The following is a 22,010-nucleotide window of genomic DNA, read 5'->3' on the forward strand; positions in this document are numbered from 1 at the left end:
CATAACGACCAATGTCCCATTATCTAGTTGGGGTACGGTACTGCATAATCAAGCGGCGGCGGAGGCAATTTTAGATCGACTTGTCTACCACTCACATGTAATTAAGATCAAGGGTAAGTCATATCGACTAGCATCGGCCAATTCCTAAACCGCCCAAATCATACAATTTTATTCCGCCCTTTTATAACATTTTTAAACCGCCCTTGACACCTACCTTCAGCAGTTCCATAGTTTAAACAATATTACTAACGAAAACGGCACAAGAAAAAGTGTTTATTCAACATTTATCTCGTTACAGTGTTTTCTCAGCAAAACAGAATACCGTATTCTAAGTAATACTATTCGAAAGCGAATGAGAAACCTTAATCACAAGGTTAAATCAATTAATATTAATACCATTTTAGATGCTCTTGGGTTTCCGGATAACTGGCAAGAATGTCCTGCTCTCGTTCAAACATTCTAGTATTGATAAGCAGGCTTACGCAAACATATTTTATGAGGAACTGACTATTTTGTTAGTTTCTTTTTATTTGTGTTTGTTTAAATTTAGTTAAAGTAAATTTGAACTAGATGGCTTGCTTTAAGGTATGAATGTTCATCGTCGCTCCCGCAAACACAAAAAATCCGCCGATCTCGTGTAACGCGAAATCAACGGATAATTTTAGCTCACTTATTTACTTTTTCACGACGCCGCTCGGCTGACACCACTCGTGGTAGCGGTCGCCGACCAGGGAGACGTAGTAGTTCATGTAGGTCATCTGCTTGTAGGGGGTGATCCAGATGAAGCCGATCCCAGCGGTCAGGACACCAAGAATGTCCCAGCCCAAAAAGCTCAAGCGGAGCACAAACAGCTACCACTTATGGCCGTCCATCAGCTGCCGACTCATCGTCACGTAGTCAAAGTAGCTGCGATCGGTGTCACCGCCCTGCTCCTTGACGTCCTTGTAGATGTAGAAGGTCTGCGAGTAGGCAAAGGCCTTGATGATCCCCGGAATGACCAGCAACAGCGACCAGAGGAAGACCAGGACTCGCTGAATAACGTAAAGAACGAAGACCGGCAGGATGTACTTGCCGGAGATCGTCTGAAATGCGTCCTTGAACGGCGTCTGCGTCGGCACCTTGGTCCGGACCCAGTCGATCAGGGCGAAGTCGACACTGAGCAAGAAATAGGTAGTGATCAGGTCGCCGATGAAGGACTGACCCGAATTGGTCCCGTTATTGCTGCCCGCATCAGTTGAGAAGTCCCTGGGCACGACCGGACTGACCCGGGTGAAGTAGTAGGTCAACCCGGCGACCATCCCCGTGATAACAAGCCAGGTGATCACCTGGCAGACCACCGGCACGATGTTCAGTTTAATCGCGGTCAGCCAGTTGCCCGCTAGCAATTCGCGGGCCTCAGCTTTCAATTGTTTACGTGTCTTCATGACCCGATCCCCCTTCTAGACCTGCGGGTGCGGGTTAGCGCTAGGCACCAGCAGCTCGTAGACATAAGACAGTTCCTGAGGGCGGAAGGCACCGTGCAGGGTCCCGACCTTGGTGAAGCCGTTCTTGGCGATCACGTGCTGCATCGCCTGGTTATGCTCGTTGGTGCTGATCCGGATCGACTTGATCGCCGGCCGATGTTCCTCCAGGTAGTCCAGCATGTGGACGAAGAGCTTGGAAGCATAGCCCTTGCCGGCGTGGTCGGAATGGATGGCGACCCGATGAATCACCACGTAGTCCTCTGTCTCCATCAGCCACTGCCCGTCCAGGTCGTCGTAGAAGTGGTCCGGCGCGTCGACAATCGCCAGGGTACCAACGGTCAGGTCGTCGTTGGACTGGGCCAGGTAGGCATAGCCGTGTTCGATATCCTCCTTGATGTGCTGGACGTTCGGGTAGTCCCCCTGCCACTGGTCGACCCCACGCTCGGCCAGTTGGTCACGGCCGTTGCGCAAAATTGCCAGGATAGTGTCCAGATCATCCATCGTTGCTTTCTTCATCTTCATAAAAAAATCACTCCCATCCGGTGGCTACCGCCGCTTGCGCAGGGCCACCGTCAAAATAATTAATTCAACTAATATTATGCCACTAAACAGGACAAAAATCTTCTGCATTCCGCACGCCGTCGCCATCGGGGCGGCCAAGTTGGTCTGGCGCTGGGCCCGATTAATGATCAGGGCGCTCAGCGAGGTCCCAAACGCCCCGGCGAACTGCTGAAGTGTATTGAGGACGGCGTTGCCCGCCGCCTGCTGGTCCGCAGCCAGGCCGTCCAGCGAACAGGTCATGATGTTGCTGGCACACAGGCCCAGGCCAACCATCACCAGCAGGTAAGTCGCAACCAGCTGCCAGAGCCGGAGCCGACTGCCCAGGATGGCAAAGATCGTCAGGCCGACTAACATCAACCCCGCCCCGCCGATAATCGGCCGCCGGGCACCGAAGCGGTCGAGCAGGTGACCACTACCCGGTGACAGGATGGCGGCCGCCGCGGCCCCGGGAAGAACCGCCAGTCCGGCGACCATGCTCCCCCGTCCCATCACCAACTGAACGTCATTGGGTAGGACGAAAGACATACTTAAAAAAGACCATGAAGGTGGTGAAATAGGTCAGGGCCAGCCAGGTGAAGGCTGCGATTTTGAAGATCGCCAGGTTGAGGACCGGGGTCGCGGTGTGAGTGCTCCGGTAGGCAAACAGGAACAGGCAGATTATTCCCAGCCCGTACTCAGCCAGGCTAACCAACGGTGCCGCCTCCCCAAGGCCGTTCTGGGCCAGCAGGATCAGCAAAAGTCCGAGAGCCAGCAAGCCATAGTCCAGGAAGGCAAAGGGTTGGCGGGCCGGGCGCCGCTCACCGTAGATGGTGACCAGGCCAAGGACGAGTGATCCCAGCAACAAGGGCAGGAGGGCAATGAAGATCATCCGCCACCCCCAGCGGTCGACCAGGAGGCCCCCATAGGTTGGTCCGATGGCGCCGGCCGTTGCCGTGATCAAGGTTCCGACCCCCATCATCATCCCCCGCTGGGATCGTGGTACCGCCATCAGGATGATGTTGAACATCAACGGAATGGCGATCCCGTTGCCGACCCCCTGGAGGACCCGGCCGACCAGAACCAGGGCCAGGCTGGGCGCACCGACGATCAGCCCGGTCCCCACCGTGAAGAAGAGACTGGCGGACAGGAAGAGGGCCCGGCTGGTGAAGCTGCGCTGGAGGTAGGCCGACATAGGAATCACCAGGGTCGCCGTCAGCATATAGGCACTGGTCACCCACTGGACCGTCCCCAGGTTAATGTGAAAGGCAGCCATCATGGCTGGGAAGGCCACGTTAGCTGCCGTCTTCGTCAGGACCCCGGCGAAGGCCAGGATCCCGACCGCGATAATCTCTAGCAGGAGGCGCGGTTTAATGCTGTTTGTCATTTACCTGCTTCTTAGTCGCCTTAGCGAGGGCCTGTTCCTCGCTCTCGGCGTAGTTAACCATCTTTAAAAAGTTGTCGACGTCAAGACTGGCCCGGCCAATCAGGACCCCGTCGATGTCCGGCTTGGCCATGATCTCCTTGATGTTGTCCGGGTTAACGCTGCCACCGTAGAGGATCCGAATCTTATCGGCGATCTCGTAGGTGTAGTTGTCGGCAATCGTCCGCCGGATCATCCGGCAGCCCTCCTCGGCCAGGGCGGCGTTGGCGTGCTGGCCAACCCCAACCGCCCAGGACGGTTCATAGGAGATGACGACTCGCTTGATCTGGTCAAGCGACACCCCGTGCAGGACGCTCATCAGCTGTTGGAAGACGTAGTGGATCTCCCCGTTGACCTCCTTTTGAACCATCGTCTCGTCGGTACAGATGATCGGCGTGACGTCCATCTGGAGGGCCGCTTTGACCTTCTGGTTGACGGCGGCGTTGTTCTCACCGAAGAGCCGCCGCCGCTCGATGTGGCCGAGCATGGCGTAGGAGACACCGAGGTCCTTGAGCCCGCGCAGGCTCAGCTCCCCGGTGTAGGGGCCGGAGTACTCGGCCGCGGCGTTCTGGGCGATGATCTGGAGGCCGGAATCCCCCGCCGCCTGCTTCATACTATAGAGGGAAAAGGCCTGGGGCGCGATCCCGACCTCAATCTTGTCCGGGTCCGGTAGCTTGTCCTTGATCGCATCGACGAACTTCACCGCCTCCGCCACGGTCTTGTGCATCTTCCAGTTAGCCGCAATAAATGGTTTGCGCATCTTACTTCCTCCTCGTTGTTTTCTTCAAGTATGACACACTTTTTGCCCCTGGTCATCGTTTTTTAATTCTTAAGTCTTAATTTTCATTTTGCCTTAAACTGACTATAATGGAAGCAAATACTAGTAAAGAAGGTATTACATTGACCATGATTATCATCAGCGCCATCCTGCTGATCGTATTTCTCTACTTCCTCTGGCGACACTTCCGCCAGGACAACTATGGCTACGCGTTCGTGATGTACATCGGCGCGGTTGTCTTCTACGCCAACCTCTACCACAACCTGCCGGCGTCCGGCCAGTTCTGGCTGATGCTGGTCACTGTGCTGGCCCTGGTCGCCATCACCGGGAGCTTCATCTACCGGGCGGTGACCGCCACTCATGACGTCCGCCACCACTGGTACGCCGTTGCCCTAGGGGTCCTGGCGATTGTTCTGGCAATTATTTTCAAATTTGTTCTGTAAGTAAAAATGGGATCGGTTGAGCCTCGCTCGCCGGTCCCATTTGTTATTTCTATTCATCGTAACCGACTGTTGTTAACGACCACGGTCCGACAATATCAAACCAGTCCTTTAATCCAACCGTCCCAACGCCTGCTTCAGGTCGGCGATGATATCCGCGGCATCCTCAATTCCCACGGACAGACGAATCAATTCGTCACTGATCCCGTCGCGCAACCGCACCGCCCGTGGAATTGAGCCATGGGTCATCACAGCCGGCACCTCGATCAGGCTCTCAATCCCCCCGAGGCTCTCGGCAAGGTCAATCAATTGAAGGTGTTCGACGAATTTCTTGACATCCAGACCAGCCCGGAGCTCAAAGGCAATCATCGCCCCAAAGCCGCGCGTCTGCTTGGCGGCCACCGCGTGCCCTGGGAAGTCCGGAAGGACCGGGTAGTAGATCTTGGCAACGTGCGCATCAGATTGGAGGAAGGCCACCACCGCGGCGGCGTTTTCCTCATGGATCCGCATTCGAGCCGCCAGGGTCTTGATCCCCCGTTGGACCAGCCAGCTGTCGTCTGGACCCAGGGTAGCTCCCAGGGAGTTCTGGAGGAAGGCCAACCGATCCGCCAGCGCCGCGTCGTTGGTGACGGCAATCCCGGCCACCACGTCACTGTGACCAGCCAGGTACTTAGTGGCGGAGTGAACGACGACATCCGCCCCCAGGGTCAGCGGCCGCTGGTTGTAGGGAGTCGCGAAGGTGTTATCAACGATCGTCTTAAGGTGGTGACGGCGAGCCAGGACGGTCACGGCCCGAACGTCGGTAATCTGGAGGAGCGGGTTGGTCGGCGTCTCAAAGTAGATGGCTACGGTGTTATCCTGGATGGCCGCCTCGATAGCCGCCAGATCGCGGGTGTCGACGACCATGAACTCCATGCCAAATCGCTTTAAGACCTGGTTGATCAGCCGGAAGGTCCCACCATAGACGTCCTTGCCGACGATGAAGTGGTCACCACGGGAATACATTGAAAAGACCGTCGCAATGGCCGCTGAACCGGAGGCAAAGGCGAACCCGGCCACCCCTTCCTCTAGCTGGGCCATCAGCTTCTCCAGGGCGGCCCGGGTGGGGTTGCCCGTACGGGAATACTCCCACTTGGGGTGGCCACCGAGGACACGCTGGTGAAAGGTCGAGGCCCGGTAGATCGGTGTTGAGACAGCCCCGGTCGTCGGATCCTCACTGTTACCGCCATGAATCAATTGGGTATTAAACTTCGTCATTATCAATTACCTCGCTTACTTGTTTAATCATAGATGTGCTCACTAAGATAGCGTTCGCTGGAATCGGGAAAGATGGTCACCAGATTGGCGCCCTGGGGAAGGTCCGTCGCCACCCGGAGACTGGCGGCCAAGGCGGCCCAGCTAGAGCTGCCGATGAAGAGGGCCAGGTGACGGGCGGCCCAGCGCACATAGAAGGCCGCGTCGTCTTCAATCGTCTGGACACCGGTGATCGTCACGTCCTTGAAGAAGGGGGGCACAAATTCCACCCCAATTTCCTCGGTCCGGTGGGGGTGCTTGGGTCCGCCATTCAGGATCGACCCCGCCGGTTCAACGACGTAGTTTTTCAGCTGGGGGTAGGCCGCCTGGAGGGCCTTGGCCGTTCCCGCAAAGGTTCCCCCACTACCGGCCCCCGCCACGAAAGCCGTGAGTGGGCGGCCAGCCAGGTCGCTGAGGATCTCTTGTCCTAGCGTTCGTTGGTAAACGGCCGGGTTGGTAGAATTTTTAAACTGAAGGGGCAGTTAACTGTTTGCCGTTTCAGCCGCCAACCGCTTGGCATAGGCGATTGCCCCCGTGATTCCCTGCTCGCTGGGGGTATTGATGACGGTCGCGCCCAGGGACCGCATCAGAGTTTGCTTCTCGAAGCTGAATTTTTCCGGGACAATCAGCTTAACAGGCAACTGGTACTTCAGCGCCGCAATTGCCAGACCGATTCCCGTGTTACCCGCGGTCGGCTCGATCACCGTGGTGTGGGCAGTGATCTGCCCCTGGGCAATCCCCCGCTCGATCAGGGCCATCCCCAGGCGATCTTTGATACTGCCCCCAGGGTTGAACATCTCTAGTTTGGCGTAGATGTTGACGTCGTTGGGAGCGGCAATTCCCACCTTAAGCAGGGGGGTGTGGCCGATGAGCTGGTAGGTATCATTAACTAGCAACGAAGATTCCTCCTTTAAAACAAAACGGGCGCAAATCCAGACTCCTGAATTTGCGCCCATGGTTTCACAATTAGCTTGAACTATTTCATTTTAACCTAAAAATGAGAATGCCAAAATTGTGGACCGCTAGAACGCAATCCACAACAACAGTTCTTACCGTTTACTAACAAGTTGATTAGCATGGCACTCATCCTTTCCTAAGTTAGGCCTAGTGTAAGTAATCAACGGATCCCTGTCAATCGTTTTGTTAAAGAACTTTAATTTATTTTTCATTTATAATTAATTTAAGGATCAAAGGTGACTATCGACTTACTTTTTTTAGATCCACAAGCACAAAAATATTTTATCCCCCTCAATCAGGGCGATCATTTGGAAACTACTCGGCGATCCATGATCAAGCTTCTGGGAACAAAAATGGGATTAGCAACGCCAGGCGCGTACCGATCCCATTTTAACTATTCATAATAACAAAATTATGCCTCAACTGCCCCGGCATCAGCGGCGGTCGCCAGGTGATGGCGGTCCAGGTAGTCAATGATCTCTTGGATGGTCATAAATGGGGCGTTCACCCGCTTCGCCAACTTTGCCAGGTCGTCACGTCGAGCCATGTGGCCATCGTCTTTTAGGACCTCGATGATGACCGCAACCGGCGCCTTCCCTGCCAGATAGGCCAGGTCAACGGCTGCCTCGGTGTGGCCAATCCGATCGCGCAGCCCCCGTGGTTGGGCGTAGAGGGGCTGGATGTGGCCAGGATGGTTGAAGTCACTGGCCTTAGCATCACTTTTAGCAATCTGATTAATCGTCGCCGCCCGGTCAAAGGCCGACACCCCGGTCGTTACGCCGGTGGCTTCGTATGTTCCGTCAGCGGTCACCATGAATGGGGTCTGGTTAGGGTCGGTGCTGTGTTCAACCATCTTCTTGAAGCCCAGCTGATGGGCCCGTTTCTCAGTCAGCGGAACGCACATGAGTCCGTTGGCTTCCTTCAGCATGGTGTGGACGGTCGCCGGCGTGATCCCCTCGCCCAATGCGACCAGGTCACCCTCATTTTCCCGGTCCTCGTTATCGGCCAAAATAATGAAACCACCGTTACGTAATTGTGTGAGCCCTTCTTCAACAGTTGCAAAATCCATTTAAATCGCTCCCTTGAGATTCCTCATTAACAGACTACCGTTCGAACGTGGTTTCATAATAACGAACAATTCACTATTAGTCAACTCAATAATTGAAATAAATAGCGAACAATTAAGCTAGTTAAAACTGTATAAACCGTAATTACAGAACTATAACGATAACTAGCAGGCAGCGAAGCAAGCAGCATGCAGCACGCAAGATAAACCGACAGAAGCAAGCCGGGTCGATGTGGTCGCCAAGTACGGGCAGCCGCAACGGGCGACAATCAGCTTCAGTAACCCCTACATCCCCTGGCACGACAACATCATCCCCGGCGGCAAGCTCGGCCAGCAGCTGACCATTATGGCAGATGGTCACTGCCGGGTTGAATCCTTTGTCTTCAGCCGAGATCAATGGCGGCCGATCACCAGCGCGGCCCCCGATGAGTTGACGATCCCCGCACCCCAGGTGGCCCAACTATTGAAACGACTACTAGAAGTTGAACAAGGATCACTTCGACCTCAAGCTGGTCAGTGCCTTTCTGACCAACGACAACGGTGACGAGGCCGAGGGCATGGATGCCGTCCTGGTCCGCGGTAACTGCGCGGTCAACGAGAAGAATCTCAACCTGTTCGCCAGCTACGGGATCAAGTACGTCTTCACCCGCTCGGTCGGCTTCAACCATATCGACCTGAAGACGGCCAAGCAGCTCGGCATCCAGATCGCCCGGGTTCCAAACTACTCACCATACGCCGTGGCGGAACTGGCCATGACGCTGGGGATGCAGATGTTCCGGCACGTCAACCTCGCCATCAACGATAGCCGGCAGGGTGACTTCACCGTCAAGCCGACCCTGTTCAGTCGCGAGGTCCACAGCTCGACGGTCGGGATCATCGGCGCCGGCAAGATCGGACTGACCGAGGCCAAGCTCTACCATGGCATGGGCGCCCACGTCCTCGCCTTTGACCCCCACCCATACGAGGCGGCCAAGCAGTACGTCGACTTCGTGGGGATGGACGAGCTGCTCGCCAAGAGTGACATCGTTTCGATCCACGTGCCATACTTCCCGGGCAAGAACGACAACATGATCAACGCGGACACCTTCAAGCAGATGAAGGACTCGGCGATCTTCGTCAACACGGCGCGGGGTGAGATTGTCGACACCCGGGCCGTCATCGACGCGATCAAGGACCAACAGATCGCCGGTTACGCCACCGACGTCGTCATCGACGAGAAGCAGATCATGAACAAGCAGTTCCCATCCCTTGACTACCTGCCAAATGCCGACGTCAAGGAAATGGCCAAGCTGTACCCACGGGTGGTCATCACGCCGCACATGGGCTCCTTCACCGAACCGGCCCTTGAGGACATGATCTCAATCAGCTTTGATAACTTCGCTGAGACGCTCAAGACCGGCACGAACCCAAACGTGATCGAATATAAGGGCTAAGGTGCTTGTCCCCCTCCCACACGGGAACTAGACATAACCTAATATCAGCTGACGTGCTCCAACGCGGAGCGCGTCTTTTTTATATTACGGGCTAGGGATGCCTAACTTTCTAACCAATAATTTATCCCTTCCTCGTCCACCGGAGACGGGTCCTGGTTTAATTTACTAACGATCCCACCGCCACAGACAATTTTGTTAAGCTATAGATTGACATTCCCTTGATATTATACAATAATATTCGTGTAATTTATTAACAAGACCGTTAAAGTCTTAGAGATTGTTCGGATTTTTAGGAGGATTATATGCACTGGTTTGCTGACTTGATGGCCGCGATTGGCGTTGTCCTGAACGGGATTCCCCAGGGGATCATGGCGATGGGTCTCGGCTTTGCGGTCTTTCCAACCACCTTTTCGTTTCTGCTCGTCGCCGCAATCAACTTTGCCTTTCACTCCGTCGCCCCGGTCTCCTTCCAGGCCGAATCCCTGGCCCTGACCGGGAAGCTGGGCCGCAACACCCGCGAATTCACCTCGATCATCTTCGGCGGGTCGGTCATCATGGCAATCATCGGCTTCACCGGGGTCCTGACCCGGATCGTCCACGTCTTCGGCAACCAGGTTATCACCGCGATGATGGCCGGGGTTGGGATCATGCTGGCCAAGATCGCCCTGGACATGTCAAAGGTCCACGAGAAGAGCCTGACCGGCTGGCTGTCAATCCTGGTCGCGGTGGTCACCTACCTGATCTCCCGGGACCTGGTCTGGACCATCTGCCTGTCGGTAATCCTCTCCAGTCTCTACGCCGTCCTTGGTGAGCACTACCGGGCCGAACCACCGGCCAGCGTGACCGTCCGCAAGTTCATCTTTACCAAGCCGACCATCAACCTCCAGATCGTCCGGGGAGCGCTCAGCCTTGCCTGCCTCAACATCGGGGCCAACCTCTCCTACGGGCTGATCACGGGGCAGATGACCGGCATCAAGCCCAACCCGGTCAACCTGAACCTGCTTACCAGCTCCCAGGCCCTGGCTGACATGGGGACCAGCCTGCTCGGCGGGGCCCCGGTAGAGACGATCATCTCCGCCACCGCCAGTGCCCCGGAGCCGGTGATCGCCGGTTGCTTGATGATGCTGATCATGGCGGTCATCCTCCTCTTGGGCTGGCTGCAGAAGGTTGGTAAGTACGTGCCCAGCGCCTCGATTGCGGGCTTCCTGTTTGTCCTAGGAATGTTCGTGACCTTCCCGGAAAACGCCGCGACCGCCCTGGCCGGCAAGGAACAGCTTGTTGCCGCCACCACCATGCTAGTGACCGCTCTGGTCGACCCCTTCGTCGGCCTACTCGCCGGCGGGGTGCTCAAGGTCCTGTTGCCACTGCTGGCGTCACTTTAGGAGGTCCAAAATAATGAAAACAACGAAGACATACCAACTGACCATCGGCGACCAGCACCGGTCCCTACCCCTGATCCCGATCAACGCCGACACCGCCATTGCCTCGTTCGTCCTGCTCGGCGACGACGCGATGAGCTACACGGCCGCCAAGCTCCTGCTACCAAAGCTTCCGGTGAATTTCGACTACATCGTCACCGTCGAGAGCAAGGGAATCTCGCTGGCCCATGACCTGGCCCTGCTGAGCGGGCACCCGCGCTCCCTGATTATCCGGAAGTCGGTGAAGGGCTACATGAAGGATCCGTTGGTGACCACCGTAAACGCCATCACCACCACCCACGAGCAGGAGCTGGTTCTCGACGGCAATGACGTCCACCGGCTATGGGGGAAACGGGTGGTCCTGGTCGACGACGTCATCAGCACCGGCAGCTCCATCCACGCCGCCCAGCAGCTCCTCAACCAGGCCGGCTGCCGGGTGGTCGGCAAGCTCGCGATCCTCGCTGAGGGTGGTGCGGCGCAACGGACCGATATTCAGTTCTTAAAGCCGCTCCCCCTCTTTAACCTGGACGGGACGGTCAAGGAAGGCTGATCGCTCTCATCCATGATTCACGTAGTACGCGTTCTATAAAATTTATCTGCTTCAATTTCGTCACTTAAAAAAGCATTACCTAATTTTTGGCTAGGCAATGCTTTTTCTGGTTTTATCAGTTTAATTCTTGATCTAACTTAATATTAGATCCTAACTTTTCACGGCAGGAGTGTCGCCATGAAAACAAACACCCTAGCAGTCCATGCAAAACTCCTAGGATGTTGCCGTTTATTCAATTATGCCCCCAATGATTTGCCTGTGTATTGAAAGGGCCCGTGCCCAGTCTTCCGCAGTCGCCATTTTTTCGATATTCTACTTGCTACCGTTCTAATAGCGGTTTCGGAAATATCCACTTTAAAAAAGCAATTTCACTCCTGCCGCAATAGCAGTTCTAAAATATCATTTTCCGGGATCTTACCAAAGAAATCGCTAATTTGAATGTCTTTTAAGGCATCTTTAATTGCCTCTTCATCATAGCGAACCCCAATTAACTTCTGCTCAAATTCATCAATTGCCTTTTGCCCAAAAAAGTCACCATAAGTTTTGAGATCCTTGATTCGCCCATTTTCAAGGGTGATTCTGAAGTCAACTGTCCCTTGGGCAAAGTGCTGGCGGTGTTGAATAGCAGCCTTAGGTGACTTACCGTAAATCCAGTCCCAATTGCTGAAGATTGACTGGTTAAGTTGTTCAACCGCTTTCTTCGTTTGCTCGTCGAGTGCGTATTCTTTAGCATCACTTAAATCGTCAACACCGAGAATGGTCTTGGCTAACGTATCCCGAAATTCCTCAATCGTTAAATCTTGATATTCCGGTTTGAAGTAGGGTTTCAAGTTGGTAACCCGACTATGGACAGATTTAATTCCCTTGGATGCAATCTTATCCGCTGGGACATTTAGGGCTTTCCCGATGACATCAAGATCAACATCATACATTAGGGTGCCATGCGAAAACATTCGGCCCTTTTCAGTCTTCATTGCATTTCCAGAGAACTTTTTACTCTTTATTTGTAAATCGTTTCGACCAGCCATTTTCGCATCGGTTGCCCCGAGTTTATGTAATGCTTCAATGACCGGATCGGTAAACTTTCGAAAATTACCGATCGAGTCACCGTCATCCTTGGTGATGAAGCTGAAGCTGACATTACCCAAATCGTCATAAACAGCACCGCCACCAGACGTTCGCCGTGTGATAATAATATTGTGCTTCTTTACGTAATCCTGATTGATTTCTTCATAAGCGTCTTGATAACGGCCCAATATAATGCATGGCGAATTAATATAGAAGTACAGAATTGGCTCATCAAGGTTGGCGTGTTCCATTAGGTAAGTCTCAAGGGCAAGATTATACCGAATATCACGACTATCAGTAACGAGATACTTCATGTTATTTACCTTCTTCTAGTTAAAGTTAAATTCATCAACGAGGTGGACTTTAACGTTGGCGCTGTTTTGGAGCAATTTAGCGACCGGACAGCGCCTTTCACATTTTGCTAAAATGGCTGCGGCCTCCTCATGACTGACTTGGGGAATTCTCACTTGAGCATCTAACCAGAATTGGAAGCCGGGATCATCAAACCCCATTTTGATGCCAACGCGAACGGAGCTCCTATGGGGAAGACCGCGGCGCTTTTCTTCGGCCTCGATCGTCGCATTCAAACAAGTCGCAAGCGCTAGGCCAATTAATTGTTCCGGATTAGTCCCTGGTGTATCGTGAACCGGATTACTCGTCAGAACATCAAGATTCCCACCAGTAATAACTTTGGCATGACCTGCAATTCCCGCAGAGTTTTCAACTATCGTTTGGTATAAAACTTTATCCGCCAATATGGGTACCTCCTTTGAATCCGCTTACTTTATTATAGCTTGGTCGTGTTGGATTTCAAAGAAAAAAGGTACAGGTAGGCGGATAAATGTATCTTAATAAGTAGAATAGTTTATATATTTAAGCATCAATAAATTTAACATCTGTATACTTTTGGACTTAAAATATGCTGGGGCTTGGATTATTGGTCTCCTTTTCATATGTTCACTTTTACTGAACGTCACATTCACAAGCCGTTAATTTCTTCGTAAACGTTTTCGTGATACATTGAACATGTAAAAAGAAATCAAACGGAGGCAATAAAAATGAAGAAATTGACTGACCAAGTAACATTTCGTCACGGCGCCACCCTCAACAATCGACTGGTTCAGGCACCGATGCTAATAACGAAGCCGTTTCGCAGGACACCCTGGATTACTACGCTGTCCGTTCCCAGTCGGCGGGGATGGTCATCGTTGAGTACACCTCGGTCCGCAAGAATGGTGGTCCGTCCCGAAGCTGGGCCAAAGATCGTGAACAGTTAGCAATCTACGACGATCGTTTCAAACCAGGGATGATCAAGGTGGCCCAGGCCCTGAAGAAGGATGGCAACAAGGCCATTCTGCAACTGGTCCACTCCGGCCGGGAAGCCAACTACGCTCCACAGCTCGTGCGGACAGTCGAAGTGCCTAGCAAGATGGACTTTCCATGGATCGACTACCCGGTTCACGAATTGACGAACGCCGAGGTCAAGGACGTGGTCAACGACTTCGGTGCGGCAACCAAGCGAGCCTTCGACTGTGGCTTTGACGGGGTCGAGATCCACGGGGCTAACCACTACCTGATCCAGCAGTTCTTCTCCGCTTTCTCCAACCACCGGACCGATCACTGGGGCGGCAGCCTGGAGAAGCGGATGAACTTCCCATTGGCCGTGGTCAAGGAGGTACTGAGCGTCGTTAAGAAATACGCCCCGCAGGACTTCATTGTTGGCTACCGGATCAGTCCCGAGGAGATCCATCAGACAGTCGGCTACACCTGGCACGAATCCACCCAACTGATCAAGGCGATCACCGACCACTACGACCTGGACTACATCCACCTCTCCCTGCCGAAGTACGACGCTAAGCCACAGGACAACGACAAGACCTTTGCTGAGCTGTTCCAACCGGCCATCGGGGATGATGCCAAGGAGATCATCGTCGGCGATGTGATGTCCGAAAAAGATGCCACGGACGCTCTCAAGCTGACCGACCTGGTCGCAATGGCCCGGGCAACCCTGATCGATCCCCAGATTGGCCTCAAGATCAGTGAAGGCCGGGGCGACGAGATCATCCGCCAGATCTCACCGGAGCAGGTTAAGAAGTCCCACCTCACCCCTGGCCTGATCAATCTCTTCTCCGATCCGCAGATGGAACCACACTTCCCAGGCAGGGAATCCATCTACGCCCTACACCAGGCGGGTTCTTTGAACAAGGATGTCCTGAAGAACGGAACAAGCTCCTCCTTCAACCTCGACCACTTCAAGAAGTAAGACGGTCAGGTGCGTGATATAATAATTATTGAGATACGTTGTCGAGTGCATTGCACCTGACAAGCTCAAAATCCTTCAGCACGGTCCTAAATTGCTGAAGGATTTTTACGTAGCCAGACTTTCTTCGTATAAGGCAGATTGTAAGAAATAACTTGAACGAATTTATTAACGCAGTTTGGAACATCTAAGTGGTCGGGAATTTAAGCACCAGTTGAGCTGAATCAATTCATCATCACTTGGTACTGTGCCCGGTATTTAATGATGATTACCAATTTTATCCCACTACACCGTAAAATTGAATAACTTACAATGCAAAACACCCCCTAGGATTCACACTTTTATTATTTAAAGTGTCAACCCTAAGGGGTATTGTACGGAGATGGATCCGTTTATTTATTCTAATCCAACACTGGATTGAAGTATTTTAATTGCGTGTAATCCACGTTTCCGCCATCGGTAATGGCTAAATCAGGAATTGCAGTGATTGGGAGGAAGGAAAGGTAGAAGATAGGGTCTGGCAGTTTAGAACCAATCTCCCGTGCTCCTTCTTGCAAGGCCTTTTCTTGTTGAGCTAATTCTTCAACAGGTAAGTCTGAACAAATCCCAGCAATTGGCAATGGTAGGTTAGCAACCACTTGACCATCAACAACGACAATTTGGCCACCACCTTGTTCGATTAACCTATTCGCAGCTAGTGCCATGTCGTCATAGTTCACACCAGCGACAACCATGTTATTGTCGTCAGGGGCAGCAGTGGTTGCAATCGCCCCTTTCTTGAAAGACCAACTAGAGATAAAACCGTGAGAAATATTACCGTTGATTCCGTACCGCTCAACCACAGAAACTAGGGCCACGTCTTGGTCAACATCAGGCTTAATAATGCCATCTTCAACAGGCAATTTGACGTCACGACGTTTCCGAACGAAGGGGCCAATGCTGTTAATCGTTTCCACCAGTGCAGTACCATCAGCGTGATCAGTATGATATTGGAAATCATTTGCTGATAATGGGTCACGATGTACAGTTGCCGTTAATTCGCTTGAGCGGGCAGGAACCGTAAAAGCAAATTGTTCTTGACCATCGTCAAATACTAACTGGCCTTGACTAATGACAGTTTCGACATTGAAAGTTCCAGGATGGTCGACCAGTAAAATATCAGCTCGTTTACCAGGAGCAATTGATCCAAGCCGATCATCAATATGATACGCTTCAGCAGCATTAATGGTGGCCATTTGAATTGCGGTCATTGGGCTAACGCCAGCCTGAATTGCTAATCGAACCATGTGATCGATGTGACCAACAGAAAGAATACTGGTAGCATTCACATCGTCGGAGCAGAAACTAGTATGCCGAGCAACCCCAGCAACATTCTCGGTAATTGATTTAATATTTTCATTCAGAAACTTAGTCACGGCAGATTCACGAATCACCGTGTGGACACCTTTCCGTGCTTTTTCCAAGAATTCTTCATGAGAGTAACTTTCGTGATCGACGGAAACACCACTCATTAGATATTGATTGAGTGCTTTTCCACGTGCCATTGGTGAGCAGCCGAAAATGGGTTGATGATTTTGATGAGCTAATTCTAGTACTTTCATGGTATCTGGATCCTTAGTTTCCACGGATTCACGAACCGTTTCCCAAACACCGAAGCAACGAGGATCCGTTTGCACTTGAGCATGATCCTTAGCGGTGACATCGTAAGAGATAGTTGATTTTGGAATGGTGTAAGGAGTCTTATAAGGTAGTCCCCAGATGACATTGAATGGTAGTTGAGCGATTTCATTGAAGATTTCTTTTAAACCATCTAAGCCGATTACGGAGATGTATTCGTCTAAACCGGTGACGATGCTGGTTGTCCCATGAGGTAAGACTGCCTGAGCAAATCGGGTCATACTTAACTTACTACATTCAACGTGAATGTGACAATCAATTAGCCCAGGGGCAAGATACTTACCGGTAGCATCAACCTTTCTAGTGTTGGGGCCGATATAATCGGTGATATCTTTTTCAACGGCCACAATTCGTTGGTCATAAATGGCTACATCTGCCTTGTAATATTCACCAGTATTAACATTAATTAATGTCCCGCCAGTAATGACCAGGTCAGCAGGTAATTTAGCAGCACCAGCATCAATGTATTCACTTAATTTAGTTTCTGACATGATTAGTAAGCCTCCACTTTATTTAGGCAAGATATTCAAAACATAGAGCAGAACAACAAAGACAACTAACATTGTCCACATAATTCCGTTGACTTCTTTTCGCCGACCAGCAGCAGTCATCAAGATTGGGTAAGTTAAGAAGCCAAAGGCAATCCCATAAGAAATGTTGTAGGTCAAAGGCATGCCAATGACGACAAGGAAAGAAGGTAAAGCAATTTCAAATTGATCCCAGTGAATATCACGCAAAGCAGAGACCATCAGTACACCGACAACGATTAAAGCAGCAGCGGTAACTTGGGTCGTCACGACGGTCAGCAGAGGTGAGAAGACCATACTTAAGAGGAAGAAAAAGGCGACTACAACAGCCGTGAAACCAGTTTTACCACCGATTGCAATTCCGGCTGATGATTCGACGTAGGCAGAAGTTGGGGTAGTCCCCATGAAAGCACCACCAAGCATTGAAAGTGAGTCTGCCATCAAAGCGCGACCAATGTGCGGCATCTTATTGCCCTTCATAATGCCAGCTTGTTGCGCCAAACCGATCAAGGTACCGGCAGTATCAAAGAAGGCAACAATTAAGAAGATCAGGACAACCGCCCACATTTTAGGATCAGTCATTACGGAAAGGTGTTCTAGCCCGACACCGAATGTTGGTTTCAGACTTGGGGCCATTGAAATGATGTGGTGTGGAGCCTTAATCAAACCAGTCAAGAGACCCAGAATAGTTGTCGCAACTAAACCAATAAAGATCGCACCAGGCACCTTTTTAGCCATCAAGATTGCGATAACAAAAATTCCGAAGATCGTTAACCAAACCGTTGGCACGGTAAAGGAACCAATGCCAACTAATGAAGACTTATTAGCAATGATTAAGCCCCCACCTTGTAAACCAACAAATGAAATAAAAATCCCAATTCCGGCAGCCATCGCATATTTCAAATCCTGTGGAATTGCGTCAATGACAATTTCCCGAACTTTAAGGAATGACAAGATAGTGAAGAGCACAGCGGCTACCAGAACACCGGCCATGGCATCCTCCCAAGGAATTCCCATGGCAATGACCACTGAATATGTGAAGAAGGCGTTATCACCTAAACCTGGAGCAATGGCGATCGGGTAGTTAGCAAGAATCCCCATTAATAATGAACCTAAAATAGCAGATAGGGCAGTGGCAGTAAAGACCGCCCCTTTATCCATTCCTGCATCACCCAAAATAGATGGGTTAACAAAGAGGATATATGCCATTGAAACGAAGGTTGTTAAACCTGCTAAAGATTCCCGCTTGATTGAGGAACCACTCTCTGTGATGTGGAAGGCACGATCAATCCTCCCAGATAATGTTCGTGTTTTGTTCACGACTTACACTCCTTTGAATCATTATGTGTGGATTATTGCACACAATAAAATGAAAATCAAGAGAATTTGTTCGTAAAAATGCTTGAAAACGAATTTTTTAATGATACAATAGCGTCAGCGTCGTAAAAATAAGAACTTTAATTTGGAGGAACAGTTCATGTCTACAGAAATCACGAAGGAATTTACTCAGGGATTACCTAAAGCTGAACTTCATGTTCATATTGAAGGAACATTGGAACCAGAATTGAAACTCAAATTAGCCAAGCGCAACCATGTTGATATTGGTCAATCAACAATTGAAGAAGTTCGCCAATCATATCAATATGATGATTTGGCTTCCTTCTTAGCTGTTTACTATCCGGCAATGAATGTTTTACAAACTGAACAAGATTTCTACGACTTAGCAATGGACTACCTCCATCGAGCAGCAAAGAATAATGTTCGGCACGTTGAAATCTTCTTTGATCCACAGGCTCATACTTCACGAGGAATTGCATTCAAGACGGTCATTGATGGCTTATACAAGGCAACGGTCGATGCACGGGCGCTGAATATTGATGCACGCTTAATTATGTGCTTCTTACGTGACTTTTCTCGCGACTCCGCACGCGAAACGTTAGAGGAAGCCTTGAAGTATAAGGATAAGATTCTTGGGGTTGGACTAGATTCTGATGAACATAATAATCCACCAATGAAGTTCTTTAACCAATTCACCAAAGCCAGTGCAGAAGGCTTCCACTTAACAGCCCATGCTGATATTGACCAAAAGGACTCGATTGAACACATTCGTGAATTACTTGAAGTTATCGGTGTAGAACGGGTTGACCATGGAACTAATGTTGTTGAAGATCCGGACTTGGTTGACTTTGCAGCTAAGAACAAGATTGGCTTCACCTCGTGTCCACTTTCAAACTCGTTTGTTAGCCCTGAAATGAAGGGGAAGGAAGTTATTGAACTAATGAGTAAGGGTGTGAAAGTTTCCATTCACTCCGATGACCCAGCATACTTTGGTGGCTACATTGGTGATAACTATTACGCAATCACTACTAAGTTCAATTTGAGTCGTGACCAAGTAATCACGTTAGCGCGAAACTCTTTTGAAACTAGTTGGATTTCGGATGAACAAAAGGCTCTTTACCTCAAAGAACTTGATGACTATGTCGCTAATAATTAATTGAGATGATCATCTCAAAACAGAAGAAGCTCGATAGTTGGCTAAGTTGCTAACGTACAATACCCCTTAGGGTTGACACTTTAAATAATAAAAGTGTCAACCCTAAGGGGTATTGTACGATAAGCACTCATGGGCCGATATTCCTTTCATCAGTCTAAGGTTCATAGGAACCACCTCCGAAATGCTTGTCGGCCATCGTCCATCAAACTTGCCTGCTTTATTATTCTATCATATTTGGAGTTTTAATCATGAAAAATCAAACTCGTAATGTTAGATTAGCAATCAAAAAGGGTAACGAAATCATTGCTGACTTCAAGCAGCACACTCATGGAAAGCTCAATCTTTGGGCCTCTATTACCGACCTTAGTGAAAAGTACAATATCAATGTAGAAGCTCATAGTAAGTTTAACCCTGGCGTTTATAATGCAATTGTTGCGCAGCTCCCCTTCTCTGATTTCACATATGATGAGTTTGTTGAGGTGTTAATGGCTTTCCAAAAAGAGTGGGATATTCCTGTGTTAACCCATGAGTTCCCTAAGAAGGAGCTCTTTAATCTGCGCCAGAAGTATGGTGCTAGAATAATCAGGGATGATATTGTCCGCAAAGAATAAGAGTGTTAGAATGTCGTAAACTCTCTTCTATTATTGGTCCTACACGATTATGTGTGGGGCTTTTTCCATAAACACAAAAGCTTCCCAGTAACGATGTTACTGAGAAGCTAATGCATTTATTACATAAAGAATCCTCTTTACGTGCAATATTGTATCATATTAAAAAGCCTCCTGCTACTTGCACTAGCGGGAGGCTTTTGTGATAGTCCAATAGACATCAATACTTTGTTACAACTATATTATACTGCATTTTCAGCCTTATAGCCGCATAGTAAAAGCTTAGTTTTAGTTATTCAACCACTTTATAAAACCAGAGTTTTAGCTATCAGTCTCGACAAGTGTACTTCATCCTTTATAAAATGTCAGTTTTATAAAGTGGCTAATCTACAAAATTATCTTTATTGATTCTGTAGATGTGATAAGTTTTTTCTACTTCAACTCCTACTCCATACTGAACCATTAGGTTGGTGAGCATTTCACCATCAATAGTCGTAATGTTTAAGTTTTGCGCTGCTTCTTCTGCACCAGTAGTAAACGATGATGTGGTAATAAATACACCTCGATCAGTGTGCTTAAGCTTAACCGCACCGCTAAATGATGCAATCTCAGGCCTACCAACTGGATTGCTTGGTGCATATCTCTTAACTTGCAGATAAACCTTTTGGAGGCCTAATGCATCTTGATAAATCACACCGTCGATACCGTTATCATTGGACTTTTGAGTAACAATTGATTGACCATTTGGCCCCTTATATCCCATCTTATTTAGTAATTCAACCATAAGCTCTTCAAAGGCATACGGATTCATCTGAGCCAATTTTGCAAGTAATTGATCTTTCAATTCATCTACTTTTTGATTAAACCAATCTTGGATTAAATCTTCATTAAATGAGGCCAATGTTTCTGAAGTATCGCTGTTATCACTTTTAATTTTAGCTAATTTAGCCTGGTGTTGCTTATATAGCGGCTCATCATGAACAACGGTCCTACTCAAATTAAGACCATATTTCTTCCAAGCATCTTTGCCAAGCTTGGTTATCTCATACTCGCCTCGTCTTGGTGAACGTAAATAACCCGCAATTTTTAAATCACTAAGTGCAAAGCCAGCACGATTTTTGGCAACATTACCAGTAGATTTTGAGTTATACTCCCTATTCCTTAGTTCGTCAGGAAGGTTTAATTCGTCTACAGCTGCTGTTTTTATTGCATCAGCTGTCCACAACTGTTTATTCATGGCAAGCTTTAAGAGGATACCTAAATAAGCATCCCAAGTTGGCATACCATCAGAGCTATGTTTTAGTGTAGTATAATCAATCATTTCTTATCCTTATTTGCGTTGTACTTACGCCAACCAGATCTAACTAGTTCTTTAACAATGTGTGCATCTGATGTTCTAACCTTATTACCAAGGTCCGTCAAAGCCATTATCCCGTGTTGGGGATGATATATTAGTCCGGCGTGCTCCAAAGAAGTTAACGCAAAACTAAACCTTGGTTTAATTTTTAGATCAGTCTCATTCGAATTAGGCTCAAATTCTTCATGTGGTAGAAAGATATCATGTTCGCTTAAGTACGCGAGGACCTGTGCCCGTTCAACTGGCTCTTGAACTATTTGAAGATACTTTAAGATTGCTAATTCAAGATAATCTTCCTTTTTATCACGAGGTAAGTTTTCGTATTCGAACACTTTGAACCACTTCTTCTCATTATATTTTACTTATTATTAAGTATAGTCTTAATCGATCCAGTTAGACAATAGTAAAAGCCCCTCACTACGGTTATAGTGAGGGGTCTCTTTCCTATTTGTCTATTTCATAAAAGTTCAGTTTTACGACCTAATGTATTCTTGAAATTGTTCCCAAGCCCCAAGTGCACGTAAAACATCGAAACCGTGATAAACTTCCAAACCTTTTTTCTTATGGCAGATTGTAAAATTTAAGTTGAACATTTAAGTGGACAGAAAACCCATCAAGGTCTTTAATGGTGTTACCACAACATTCCATTAGAAAGAAGGAC

At 49.5% G+C, this 22,010-nt stretch carries 22 protein-coding genes and 2 pseudogenes; 9 read left to right on the top strand and 15 right to left on the bottom strand.

What is annotated here, in order from left to right; genetic code table 11:
- A partial coding sequence (locus FD34_RS08305; RefSeq protein WP_162255390.1) for an ATP-binding protein occupies window positions 1–148 on the top strand: 148 nt, incomplete at its 5' end.
- A 526-nt stretch (window positions 149–674) separates the two neighbouring features.
- On the opposite strand, the gene FD34_RS08720 is transcribed toward FD34_RS08305, so the two are convergent.
- The 6 genes from FD34_RS08720 to tpiA are packed head-to-tail and all read right to left on the bottom strand — an operon-like array spanning window position 675 to window position 4,183.
- On the bottom strand, window positions 675–845 hold the full coding sequence (locus tag FD34_RS08720; RefSeq protein ID WP_240088090.1) for a DUF975 family protein: 171 nt from the start codon (window positions 843–845) through the stop codon (window positions 675–677).
- A gap of 6 nt (window positions 846–851) precedes the next feature.
- Window positions 852–1,424: a DUF975 family protein gene (locus FD34_RS01330; protein ID WP_057806025.1), complete on the bottom strand. Its 573-nt coding sequence runs from the start codon at window positions 1,422–1,424 to the stop codon at window positions 852–854.
- A 15-nt stretch (window positions 1,425–1,439) separates the two neighbouring features.
- A complete protein-coding gene (locus tag FD34_RS01335) occupies window positions 1,440–1,985 on the bottom strand; it encodes a GNAT family N-acetyltransferase (protein ID WP_057806031.1) in 546 nt (181 codons plus the stop codon).
- Between the two features lie 24 nt (window positions 1,986–2,009).
- Window positions 2,010–2,549 carry an MFS transporter gene (locus tag FD34_RS01340; protein ID WP_083479768.1) on the bottom strand — a complete coding sequence of 180 codons (540 nt, stop codon included), beginning with the start codon at window positions 2,547–2,549 and terminating at the stop codon, window positions 2,010–2,012.
- Window positions 2,527–3,387, bottom strand: a complete 861-nt coding sequence (locus tag FD34_RS01345) for an MFS transporter (RefSeq protein WP_057806035.1) — start codon at window positions 3,385–3,387, stop codon at window positions 2,527–2,529. The genes FD34_RS01340 and FD34_RS01345 overlap by 23 nt, the downstream gene beginning before the upstream one ends.
- Entirely contained in the window at window positions 3,371–4,183 is an 813-nt protein-coding gene (gene tpiA, locus FD34_RS01350; protein WP_057806038.1) for a triose-phosphate isomerase, read from the bottom strand. Before tpiA ends, FD34_RS01345 begins: the two co-directional genes overlap by 17 nt.
- Before the next feature lie 140 nt (window positions 4,184–4,323).
- Here tpiA and FD34_RS01355 point away from each other — a divergent pair, with 140 nt between their 5' ends.
- A complete protein-coding gene (locus tag FD34_RS01355) occupies window positions 4,324–4,644 on the top strand; it encodes a hypothetical protein (protein WP_057806040.1) in 321 nt (106 codons plus the stop codon).
- 108 nt (window positions 4,645–4,752) lie between these two features.
- Here FD34_RS01355 and FD34_RS01360 read toward each other — a convergent pair whose 3' ends face one another.
- From FD34_RS01360 to ribB, 3 genes and pseudogenes are all read right to left on the bottom strand, one after another.
- A complete protein-coding gene (locus FD34_RS01360) occupies window positions 4,753–5,898 on the bottom strand; it encodes a trans-sulfuration enzyme family protein (RefSeq protein WP_057806042.1) in 1,146 nt (381 codons plus the stop codon).
- 23 nt (window positions 5,899–5,921) lie between these two features.
- Window positions 5,922–6,830, bottom strand: a pseudogene (locus FD34_RS01365) (PLP-dependent cysteine synthase family protein).
- Window positions 6,831–7,303: 473 nt separating this feature from the next.
- The gene (gene ribB, locus FD34_RS01370; RefSeq protein ID WP_057806045.1) at window positions 7,304–7,960 is read right to left on the bottom strand and encodes a 3,4-dihydroxy-2-butanone-4-phosphate synthase; all 657 of its coding nucleotides are present in this window, start codon (window positions 7,958–7,960) and stop codon (window positions 7,304–7,306) included.
- A gap of 229 nt (window positions 7,961–8,189) precedes the next feature.
- Here ribB and FD34_RS08530 point away from each other — a divergent pair, with 229 nt between their 5' ends.
- From FD34_RS08530 to FD34_RS01385, 4 genes are all read left to right on the top strand, one after another.
- A complete protein-coding gene (locus tag FD34_RS08530) occupies window positions 8,190–8,501 on the top strand; it encodes a hypothetical protein (RefSeq protein ID WP_152936739.1) in 312 nt (103 codons plus the stop codon).
- Window positions 8,440–9,390 carry an NAD(P)-dependent oxidoreductase gene (locus tag FD34_RS01375; protein ID WP_057806047.1) on the top strand — a complete coding sequence of 317 codons (951 nt, stop codon included), beginning with the start codon at window positions 8,440–8,442 and terminating at the stop codon, window positions 9,388–9,390. Before FD34_RS08530 ends, FD34_RS01375 begins: the two co-directional genes overlap by 62 nt.
- Window positions 9,391–9,692: 302 nt before the next feature.
- Window positions 9,693–10,772: a hypothetical protein gene (locus FD34_RS01380; protein WP_057806049.1), complete on the top strand. Its 1,080-nt coding sequence runs from the start codon at window positions 9,693–9,695 to the stop codon at window positions 10,770–10,772.
- A gap of 13 nt (window positions 10,773–10,785) precedes the next feature.
- Window positions 10,786–11,358 (top strand): phosphoribosyltransferase family protein, encoded by a 573-nt coding sequence (locus tag FD34_RS01385; RefSeq protein WP_057806051.1) that lies wholly within the window; start codon window positions 10,786–10,788, stop codon window positions 11,356–11,358.
- Between the two features lie 368 nt (window positions 11,359–11,726).
- On the opposite strand, the gene FD34_RS01390 is transcribed toward FD34_RS01385, so the two are convergent.
- Together FD34_RS01390 and FD34_RS01395 are read right to left on the bottom strand one after the other, a co-directional pair.
- Window positions 11,727–12,740 (bottom strand): lipoate--protein ligase, encoded by a 1,014-nt coding sequence (locus FD34_RS01390; protein ID WP_057806053.1) that lies wholly within the window; start codon window positions 12,738–12,740, stop codon window positions 11,727–11,729.
- Between the two features lie 15 nt (window positions 12,741–12,755).
- Window positions 12,756–13,181, bottom strand: coding sequence for an OsmC family protein (locus tag FD34_RS01395; RefSeq protein ID WP_057806055.1), 426 nt, complete (start codon window positions 13,179–13,181; stop codon window positions 12,756–12,758).
- Window positions 13,182–13,484: 303 nt separating this feature from the next.
- Between FD34_RS01395 and FD34_RS01400 the strand changes: the two are divergent.
- A pseudogene (locus FD34_RS01400) lies at window positions 13,485–14,689 on the top strand (oxidoreductase).
- Between the two features lie 398 nt (window positions 14,690–15,087).
- Here FD34_RS01400 and FD34_RS01405 read toward each other — a convergent pair.
- A complete protein-coding gene (locus FD34_RS01405) occupies window positions 15,088–16,854 on the bottom strand; it encodes an adenine deaminase (protein WP_235805958.1) in 1,767 nt (588 codons plus the stop codon).
- Between the two features lie 18 nt (window positions 16,855–16,872).
- On the bottom strand, window positions 16,873–18,210 hold the full coding sequence (locus FD34_RS01410; RefSeq protein ID WP_057806059.1) for an NCS2 family permease: 1,338 nt from the start codon (window positions 18,208–18,210) through the stop codon (window positions 16,873–16,875).
- A gap of 157 nt (window positions 18,211–18,367) precedes the next feature.
- Here FD34_RS01410 and add point away from each other — a divergent pair, with 157 nt between their 5' ends.
- Window positions 18,368–19,384: an adenosine deaminase gene (add, locus tag FD34_RS01415; protein WP_057806063.1), complete on the top strand. Its 1,017-nt coding sequence runs from the start codon at window positions 18,368–18,370 to the stop codon at window positions 19,382–19,384.
- Window positions 19,385–19,632: 248 nt separating this feature from the next.
- Window positions 19,633–19,995, top strand: a complete 363-nt coding sequence (locus tag FD34_RS01420) for a hypothetical protein (protein WP_057806067.1) — start codon at window positions 19,633–19,635, stop codon at window positions 19,993–19,995.
- A 379-nt stretch (window positions 19,996–20,374) separates the two neighbouring features.
- Here FD34_RS01420 and FD34_RS01425 read toward each other — a convergent pair whose 3' ends face one another.
- Together FD34_RS01425 and FD34_RS01430 are read right to left on the bottom strand one after the other, a co-directional pair.
- On the bottom strand, window positions 20,375–21,313 hold the full coding sequence (locus tag FD34_RS01425) for a restriction endonuclease (protein WP_057806070.1): 939 nt from the start codon (window positions 21,311–21,313) through the stop codon (window positions 20,375–20,377).
- Window positions 21,310–21,681: a winged helix-turn-helix domain-containing protein gene (locus tag FD34_RS01430; RefSeq protein WP_057806072.1), complete on the bottom strand. Its 372-nt coding sequence runs from the start codon at window positions 21,679–21,681 to the stop codon at window positions 21,310–21,312. The genes FD34_RS01425 and FD34_RS01430 overlap by 4 nt, the downstream gene beginning before the upstream one ends.
- Between the last annotated feature and the right edge of the window lie 329 nt (window positions 21,682–22,010).

This window comes from Limosilactobacillus pontis DSM 8475, from assembly GCF_001435345.1.
GTDB lineage: Bacteria > Bacillota > Bacilli > Lactobacillales > Lactobacillaceae > Limosilactobacillus > Limosilactobacillus pontis.

Excerpts from the sequence above, each read along its gene's own strand:
- FD34_RS01420 (WP_057806067.1), top strand. The coding sequence starts at position 19,633 with ATGAAAAATCAAACTCGTAATGTTAGATTAGCAATCAAAAAGGGTAAC.
- add (WP_057806063.1), top strand. The coding sequence starts at position 18,368 with ATGTCTACAGAAATCACGAAGGAATTTACTCAGGGATTACCTAAAGCT.
- ribB (WP_057806045.1), bottom strand. The coding sequence starts at position 7,960 with ATGGATTTTGCAACTGTTGAAGAAGGGCTCACACAATTACGTAACGGT.
- FD34_RS01340 (WP_083479768.1), bottom strand. The coding sequence starts at position 2,549 with ATGTCTTTCGTCCTACCCAATGACGTTCAGTTGGTGATGGGACGGGGG.
- FD34_RS01425 (WP_057806070.1), bottom strand. The coding sequence starts at position 21,313 with ATGATTGATTATACTACACTAAAACATAGCTCTGATGGTATGCCAACT.
- FD34_RS01330 (WP_057806025.1), bottom strand. The coding sequence starts at position 1,424 with ATGAAGACACGTAAACAATTGAAAGCTGAGGCCCGCGAATTGCTAGCG.
- FD34_RS01345 (WP_057806035.1), bottom strand. The coding sequence starts at position 3,387 with ATGACAAACAGCATTAAACCGCGCCTCCTGCTAGAGATTATCGCGGTC.
- FD34_RS01405 (WP_235805958.1), bottom strand. The coding sequence starts at position 16,854 with ATGTCAGAAACTAAATTAAGTGAATACATTGATGCTGGTGCTGCTAAA.
- tpiA (WP_057806038.1), bottom strand. The coding sequence starts at position 4,183 with ATGCGCAAACCATTTATTGCGGCTAACTGGAAGATGCACAAGACCGTG.
- FD34_RS01385 (WP_057806051.1), top strand. The coding sequence starts at position 10,786 with ATGAAAACAACGAAGACATACCAACTGACCATCGGCGACCAGCACCGG.
- FD34_RS01380 (WP_057806049.1), top strand. The coding sequence starts at position 9,693 with ATGCACTGGTTTGCTGACTTGATGGCCGCGATTGGCGTTGTCCTGAAC.
- FD34_RS01335 (WP_057806031.1), bottom strand. The coding sequence starts at position 1,985 with ATGAAGATGAAGAAAGCAACGATGGATGATCTGGACACTATCCTGGCA.
- FD34_RS01390 (WP_057806053.1), bottom strand. The coding sequence starts at position 12,740 with ATGAAGTATCTCGTTACTGATAGTCGTGATATTCGGTATAATCTTGCC.
- FD34_RS01360 (WP_057806042.1), bottom strand. The coding sequence starts at position 5,898 with ATGACGAAGTTTAATACCCAATTGATTCATGGCGGTAACAGTGAGGAT.